The sequence below is a fragment of the Chloroflexota bacterium genome, assembly GCA_018829775.1.
Classification (GTDB): Bacteria; Chloroflexota; Dehalococcoidia; order Dehalococcoidales; family RBG-16-60-22; genus E44-bin89.
Map to the genome: position 1 here is coordinate 1 of JAHJTL010000037.1, position 7,775 is coordinate 7,775.

The 7,775-nt window shown below is 47.3% G+C and carries 6 protein-coding genes; 1 reads left to right on the top strand and 5 read right to left on the bottom strand.

Features of this window, described 5'->3' with window-relative positions; translation table 11 throughout:
- Nucleotides 1–339: 339 nt before the first annotated feature.
- Nucleotides 340–1,971, bottom strand: coding sequence for a carbon starvation protein A (locus KKD83_03935; protein MBU2535303.1), 1,632 nt, complete (start codon nucleotides 1,969–1,971; stop codon nucleotides 340–342).
- 18 nt (nucleotides 1,972–1,989) lie between these two features.
- A complete protein-coding gene (locus KKD83_03940; GenBank protein ID MBU2535304.1) occupies nucleotides 1,990–2,529 on the bottom strand; it encodes a hypothetical protein in 540 nt (179 codons plus the stop codon).
- A 646-nt stretch (nucleotides 2,530–3,175) separates the two neighbouring features.
- Here KKD83_03940 and KKD83_03945 point away from each other — a divergent pair.
- Nucleotides 3,176–3,937 carry a glucose 1-dehydrogenase gene (locus KKD83_03945; protein MBU2535305.1) on the top strand — a complete coding sequence of 254 codons (762 nt, stop codon included), beginning with the start codon at nucleotides 3,176–3,178 and terminating at the stop codon, nucleotides 3,935–3,937.
- Between the two features lie 158 nt (nucleotides 3,938–4,095).
- Here the strand turns inward: KKD83_03945 and KKD83_03950 are convergent, their stop codons facing one another.
- From KKD83_03950 to KKD83_03960, 3 genes are all read right to left on the bottom strand, one after another.
- Entirely contained in the window at nucleotides 4,096–5,016 is a 921-nt protein-coding gene (locus KKD83_03950; protein ID MBU2535306.1) for a hypothetical protein, read from the bottom strand.
- A gap of 241 nt (nucleotides 5,017–5,257) precedes the next feature.
- The gene (locus tag KKD83_03955; GenBank protein MBU2535307.1) at nucleotides 5,258–6,022 is read right to left on the bottom strand and encodes a glucose 1-dehydrogenase; all 765 of its coding nucleotides are present in this window, start codon (nucleotides 6,020–6,022) and stop codon (nucleotides 5,258–5,260) included.
- A gap of 13 nt (nucleotides 6,023–6,035) precedes the next feature.
- A complete protein-coding gene (locus KKD83_03960; GenBank protein ID MBU2535308.1) occupies nucleotides 6,036–7,085 on the bottom strand; it encodes a TIM barrel protein in 1,050 nt (349 codons plus the stop codon).
- Between the last annotated feature and the right edge of the window lie 690 nt (nucleotides 7,086–7,775).

A 7,775-nucleotide genomic window follows, 5' to 3' on the forward strand; every position in this document is an offset into this window, starting at 1 on the left:
CCTGAAAGGAGTGACTCCGCATCTAGATGCTAATTTAGGAACCAGGAAAACATGGGACCGGGGCCACTCGCTGTGATGCAGCCAACCTATAAAGAATTAAATTGCCAGGGGCTATTGACTGAACGCAGATAGTACGTTGTTACCTGTTAAAACGGTTGCGACATTGGGAGTTGGGTGCGAACCAACGGATATCGGGGTGATATAGGAGCCGGTTTTGGGCTTATATCCCGGCTTCGTCTTCTCACCAGTCTGAGTCACAATTTTATTAAGACCCCCCAGCCCTTTGGCAAGCCGGGGGGTCTCTCTTAGAACCGACTAACAGTCACCTGGTTAGTGAAATCAAGAGGCAGCTGTCTTTTGTTTGCCCACTGCTCTCAGTCTAGTTATGGCCAGGTAGACTAAAACGACAGCCAAGATAAAGAGGACCACAACAACGATTGACTGCACAATGTTGGCGGCGGCTATCGTTTTAAGGAACATAAACACCAGCGCCGTCAGGGTAACTGCCATCATGAAAACCATTGGATAAAGAACAAACTTGTTGTCCTTGCCAATCCTGGTCAGCCAGGCGGCAACAGCCAACAGCGCCAAAGAGGCCATAAGCTGGTTAGCCGAACCGAACAGGGGCCAGAGTGTCGACCATCCACCACTCAACGCCAGCCAAACAGCCAAACCCACGCCAATGGCGCCGGCCACCCAGCGATTGGTGATAAAGGTAACAATGGCTGAGGGTTTCCCCTCTTCCTTTTCGGTTAACTCCACAAGCATAAACCGGCACAACCGGGTGGCGGTGTCAAGAGTGGTCAGGGCAAAAGCGGCCAGAACCAGGCCACCGAAGCCTACGCCAACCGCCAGTGGAATCCCTATGCTGGTGAGGAAATTACCAACACCCTGCGAGAAGACACCTCCCCAGCCGACTTCTTTCAGGAGGGCAGTGTAGTCACCCAGAAGCAGGTAAGCCACGGTGATGAGGGCAATTACCGCCAGCAGGCACTCCAGCAGCATACCGCCGTAACCGATTCGCTTGATATGGACTTCGCTACTCAACTGCTTGGAGGTGGTCCCCGAAGAGACCAGGGAGTGGAAGCCGGAAATGGCACCACAGGCAACGGTAACGAAAAGTATGGGGAAGAGAAAGCCAAGGTCGGTCTCAAAGGAAGTAAAAGCGGGCAGCTTGATAGCCGGATTGGTAGCAAAAATAGCGATAACGGCGGCAATCAGGAAACCGTACAGCAGGAACGAGTTCAGGTAGTCACGGGGCTGCAAAATGATCCACACCGGCAGGCTGGCGGCAATAAAGGCATATGCCAGCAAAATAGGTATCCACCAAGTAAGTGACAGACTAATGGGAAACAGGACACCCAGCCACACACACAGAGCCAGAAGAACCACGCCGACTATGCTGCTCAGCAGCAGGGGTGCACCCCGCCGGAGGACAGTGTAACCAAAGATAATGGCGAGCACAATAAATAGTAGGGAAGCGGTGGCTACCGACGGAATGGCGGCGAAGGTCTTGGCAATGACAAAAGCAAAGACGGCCAGAACGAGAATCAGGGTGAGCCAGGCGAAGGCGGCAAAAAGCTTTTTAGCACTGACGCCAACATTCTCCTTGAGGATTTCAGCGATGCTCTTAGCCTTGTGACGGATAGAAGCATATAAGGATGCGGTGTCGTGCACGGCACCAATGAAGATACCACCCAGGACGATCCACAGAAATACCGGTATCCAACCGAACGCAGCCGCCACTATTGGACCTACAATCGGAGCGGCGCCGGCGATGGAAGCAAAGTGGTGACCCATCAGAACCGGCCCCCGCGTTGGGACATAGTCCACATCATCGCGCATAGTATAAGCTGGGGTTTTAGCTTTGGGATCAACCCCCCCCAGTTTTTTGATTATAAACGAGCCATAAGTCAGGTAAGCGATAATGAAGACAACTATAGCAATAACTATTAACACTATTGCGCTCATAAGCATTTACCCCCTTTTCTAGTATTTGGAGGCCAAAACATTCGGCCTCGATGACATGGAGTTTGGTTGGTAGCTTTTAATCACCTCCTTTCCTTTAGGGTTGGCGTAGACTTGACCTGATAAAAGGTCAACCAGCAGCAGACAAACCGAATACCAGCCGCGAAGTCCAAGCCAGAAGCTGTGGCTGTATTTGAATCTTGTCCCGATGTGAATGGCTTCGGGGTCAAACCCTCGCTCAGAAACCAATATCCCGGTCAGCACACTGGACATGTGTTCCTTATGGGGCTTGACCAGTTCGCCGGCAGCATTTACCAGGAAGGCGATGAAATCCTGGACTTTAGGCGCATAGATTTCAGCGGAATGACCCTCTATCAGACAGTATTCGTTGGTCTCCCAGGCACCGAGGGTCGCTTTTTTGGTGACAACAAACTTCTCGTTCCTAACGTGGCAGCAGGCATAAATGTCCAACCTACGGCCCAGAATAGTATAATCCGGGTAAATATCAAAATAAGCCTCGTATTTACGCCGTAAGCTTTCCAGATATTCTTCTAGTTTCATTTCTTCCTCCTCATTAAGGGCGGAAGAACTCTTTGCTTTAAGTCAAAGCTGGGGCAACACAAATACCTCTAACCATTTCCCATACCCGGAGAAATGATAGCTGAATATTACATCGCAAAATACCGCTTGTCAATAGGTATCAGGCTGTACAATGAATTATGTGGTAAAAAGTGACGTTTTGTTTAATCCCACTGGCCTGCCCCCCGAAAAGGAGTCCAGTTTCATATTAGACTGGAAAATAAGAAAGGGGCTGGTTGGTTCCACATCAGCCCCTTCCATGATTCGAATAAATACTATCGCTCCTAAGCTTTTCCAATTCTGAACATCTTAGTGCCACATGTGGGGCATACTCCTTGAGTGGCAGGCCTCCCATTCTTCATTGTGATAGACTTGGGATCTTTCATTTCCCTCTTAGTGCGGCATTTCATGCAGTACGCTTGCATTGGCTCACCTCCTCGGCTAGAAGAATTATATCACAAAAGGGAGCGCTAGAATTTACGCATGAGGTTTACGAATAGAACTGTGAACTCAAAAAAGGAAGGATTAAGTGTATCAACCAAATGCAAATAAAACCATCAGCCAAGACTATTGACATTGTGGCGATGAATAGTCTATCGTTCATGGTAAACCTGAAAAAGGAGGGAAATTGGAATACTTTAATCTTTCTGGAAAGGTTGCCATAGTAACTGGTGGCAACCGAGGAATTGGCTTTAGTATCGCAAAGGGCATGGCGGGTGCTGGAGCGGACGTCATTATCGCTAACCGGAAAGCTGCCGAAGGCCAGAACGCTGCTGACGCCATTAAAAAAGAGGGCTTAAAGGCAGCCGCCGTTCCCGTTGATGTGACTAGCATCCCCTCGATTTATGACATGGTCTCAAAAGTAATCAAGGATTTTGGGAAAATAGATATTTTGGTCAATAGCGCCGCTGTTATCACCAGAAAACCGGCAGAAGAATATCCAGAAGAAGAATGGGACCGTTTAATGAATACCAATTTGAAGGGAGTTTTCTACTGCTGTCAGGCCGTAGGAAGAGAAATGATTAAAAACAAAAAGGGGAAAATCATCAACGTCTCTTCCAATATCTCGGCCAGAGTACAAATAATTCGGGCAGCTTACGCAGTCTCCAAAGCCGGGTTGAATCATCTAACTCGTTCCCTTGCTTATGAGTGGGGAAAGTACAATATTAATGTTAATGCCCTAGCGCCAACTGTGACCATTACTGATATAAATCGAAAGTATTTCACAGAAGAACACCCTGAGGAATTACAAAAGTATATTGAGCAGACACCCATGGGCAGAATTGCTGAACCCGATGATTACATAGGCACTGCCATATATCTGGCTTCTGACGCGTCCAACTTCGTAACTGGTCAGGTTATATTTGTCGATGGTGGTATAACTCTTTAGGGTAATAGTCAACTAGTAATAATGTTCGGTATTCAGTTAGACTGCACCTTTGAAACTCAAGCAAATACAAGCCTTGTTTTGTCTCATTATTGCCAGCATGGCTTACCTACCGATTATTACAAAGCAATGAAGGCTCAAACTGAGCTTATCAGAACGTGTTATACCCTGGCCAGAATTTCGTTAATCTCTTCGTCGGTGAGCTTCACGTGCTCACCTTCCGCCAGCGACGCTTCAAAATCGCTATGAAGATTGAAGTCAAAAGTAATATCTCCGTCAGCGGGCATTCTTTGCCCAATGCATGGCTTAGTGGCAGGCCTGATGACTACATCCGGGTTATAGCCCCAAGTTATGTCATGTTGCCACTCTGGATGTGCACAGAGGAAAATCAGTTTACCCCGCAAGCCTGATGGTACACGAAACACGTTGGGTACAACCCAGTCAATTTTCAGGCCTACTTCCTCAAGAGCTTCCACAGCGTACATTTTCAGAATCCACGGATCAAAGTTTATATCTACATTACAATGGATATGGTCAGCGGGAGAGTCGTCTATCAATCTGAGCCATTTCTTAAAATGATCAGACTTGAAGTATTCGCGTATTTCAGCTTCTTCGTGTGGTCCCACACATTTGAAATCAAATTGCTTGTAATAGTCGTCCATGAACTTTTTACCCCAGCCCCACAGGTTATCTTCCTGAACGTCTTTGTACAGAGGAGTTTTATTCAGGTCTGCATCCGGCCGAATTTCTGCCGGCCCTATAAGCACATCCGGGTTGTAAAACCAGAATAACTCATAATTAGCCAGAAACCGGCGGGTTTTAGAGTCTACGGGCTGAACGTTGATAAACATGCCCACACCGGGAAGACCGGAGAATTGAATACCACGGTCCAGAACAATGCCCTTCAGCTTATGGTATGCCGTGAACAGCTTACGGAGTGACTCGGGATGGATACTATTTTCCACGTATATATGCATATGGTACATCGGGTCGTCTGTCTGAGTGAGCATCTGCATAAACCTGTGCCACTGGTCTGATTTAAAATAGCCAACAATGCTCTCCACAACATTCTTTCTTGTCACTGTTCTACCTCCTTTTATCAATAGATAGTCGTGATTTATTCACTTACTGACACCTTTGTTTGCCCCGTAGCATCAAGGCACAGCCTAGCGATAGATATTCTAGCCAGTTGCATTACCTCCTGTCAAGCCCACTCAATTGGGAGCGGAAGGGACATGAATCGGGGCCGTCTCTGGCTAATAAGGTGAAGATTGCAAAGATATTGAACCACACTTCACATTTCATCCTGCTGGTGTTCTATAACTACGCTAAGAAACCACCATCGACCACAATGGTTTGTCCTGTAATATACTGTGATGCTTCTGAGGCCAGGAAAAGTGCGGTTCCCATAAGATCACGTGGTTCCGCTAAATAGCCAAGTGGAATCTCCGCCTCGATCTGCTGGCGGGCATTGAGATCGCTCCATAAGAACTCGTTGATCTTGGTCTTAATCCAGCCGGGAGCAATAGCATTTACCCGTATGTTGAATCTAGCAAACTCCAAAGCCATCACTCTGGTCAGCATAATGACACCTGCTTTAGAGACGCAGTAAGCAGCCCTATCCTGGCCTGCACTTATTCCTCTCATTGACGCTAGATTGATGATGTTGCCGCGTTGTTGTTCGATCATTTTCCTGCCTACCGTCTGCGAGCACAGATATATACCTTTGAGATTGGTATCCATTACCTGGTCCCAGTCTTCCTCACCGTGCTCAATGAACGGCGCTGTAAACAGTACACCGGCATTGTTGACCAGGATATCAATAACGCCAAATTTGTCTACCGCCGTCTGTACGAGCTTGTCCACGTCAGGTTTCTTCCTAATGTCTGCTGCTACAACCACTGGATGTCGACCGAACTTGCGAATCTCCTCGGCCACCTCCTCGAGGCTGCTATCCAGACCGCGACTAGAAACAACCACATCGGCACCAGCTTCAGCAAAAACCAAGGCAATTTCTCGGCCGATACCCCTGGAGCTTCCAGTAATGATAGCTACTTTATCTTTCAGGCTAAGATTAGGTAAACTCATTTCTCCTCTCCTTCTAATCCAATCCTAATATCCGTTTGTTATAATCCATGTCCATTCCCCCTCCGGTAAAATCGTCAAAGGCTGTTTTCGGGGTTTCAATGAGCATTGATTTGATGAATTCTGCTCCTTCTTGAGCTGCCTGGGCGGCATCCTTAACACAGCACTCCCACTCCAGCACGGCCCAGGAGCGGTAACCGACTTCAGTCAGTTTACCGAAAATCTGCCTGAAATCTATCTGCCCGTCACCCAGACTTCGAAAACGACCCGGCCGATCCCTCCAGCTTTGATAACCACCGTAGACGCCACTTCTCGAAGTCGGATGAAGCTCGGCGTCCTTAACGTGAAATGCCTTGATGTAATCCCCGTAGCAGGTTATATACCCGACATAGTCGATACATTGGAGGAGTAGATGAGAGGGATCGTAGAGTATCTTGACGCTCGTGTGATTTTTGGTTGCAGACAGAAAACGTTCGAAGGTGACCCCATCATGCAGGTCTTCTGCGGGATGAATTTCATAGGCCAAGTCAATACCATACTCCGCCGCGATATTGAGAATGGGTTGCCAGCGTTTGGCCAGTTCGGCAAAGGCCATATCTACCAGGCCCTGTGGTCTGGGTGGCCAAGGATAAACGTAGTGCCAGAGCAGCGCCCCGCTCAACGTTGGCATCACGCTGAGCCCCAGATTCCGGGAAGCCGCCAGACATTTTTTCATCTGCTCTACCGCCCATTCGGCTCGCGCCCTGGGATTCCCCCTGACCGAATTAACAGCAAAAGCATCAAACAAGGTATCATGTGCTGGATGGACGGCGACAAGCTGACCATATAGATGAGAGACCAGTTCTGTTATTTTCAGCCCTTGACACCTCCCTTTGAGTTCGTCACAGTACGTTTTAGATGTCGCCGCCTGATCAATATCTATTACCCGCTTATCCCAGGCTGGAACCTGAACTCCAAGGTATCCCAGGGACTTGGCCCAGCCAGTTATATTTTCCAGAGTATCAAATGGTGGTTCATTGCCTAAAAATTGGGACAGAAAAATCGCCGGTCCTTTTATTTGCGCCATAGACTCCTCCTTTTACCATAGTAGCTTAATATAATCTGTCACTAGATTATAAAGATAAAATCGTCCCGGTAACAATGCCAGCAATAAACACTAGCATATGCTTGGGAAATAGAGATTAAAAAGGAATGTTAAATGAGCCACCAACCAAGATTGAGTAAAATCCCTCAGAGATTTCTCAAACGGGGTTGACAAGCGTGTTAGAATAGTATTGTAGGTATCGGGTACGAGTATCGTAGGCGATTATTTATCATTGATGCTTTTGACTTATTGGTATCCTTCTAATGTAAGTATCAGTATATACTGCGGGGAAATGGAAAATTACTTTTGTTGGCGATTGTTCCAATTGAGTAATCGTCATTTTGTTTTTAAATCTAGCGGGAACTATATCGACTATCCGAGTCTTGCCGAAAGGCCAGTTTTCACCCTGTTCAAATCTAGGGTGCTTGCACCAGATTAATAAAAAGGGAGGTGATAATCTTCAGTAAAAAAATTAATACACGGCTAGGTTACAAAATCTTAGGAGGAAGTAAATCAGTGAAAAAGAAAATATTGTTGATTCCGCTGGCATTGTTTGGAGTGCACCCCTATGATTGGACAGATAGGGTTAGGAGAGTCTGGCGGGGTAACTCCTTATCCAAGCCGATGTTAAGTAGCTCCTCAAATTCATTCGGTGGCAGATAGCCCAGTGCC

Coding starts and splice junctions, on each gene's coding strand:
- KKD83_03935 (MBU2535303.1), bottom strand. CDS start 1,971: ATGAGCGCAATAGTGTTAATAGTTATTGCTATAGTTGTCTTCATTATC.
- KKD83_03940 (MBU2535304.1), bottom strand. CDS start 2,529: ATGAAACTAGAAGAATATCTGGAAAGCTTACGGCGTAAATACGAGGCT.
- KKD83_03955 (MBU2535307.1), bottom strand. CDS start 6,022: ATGAGTTTACCTAATCTTAGCCTGAAAGATAAAGTAGCTATCATTACT.
- KKD83_03960 (MBU2535308.1), bottom strand. CDS start 7,085: ATGGCGCAAATAAAAGGACCGGCGATTTTTCTGTCCCAATTTTTAGGC.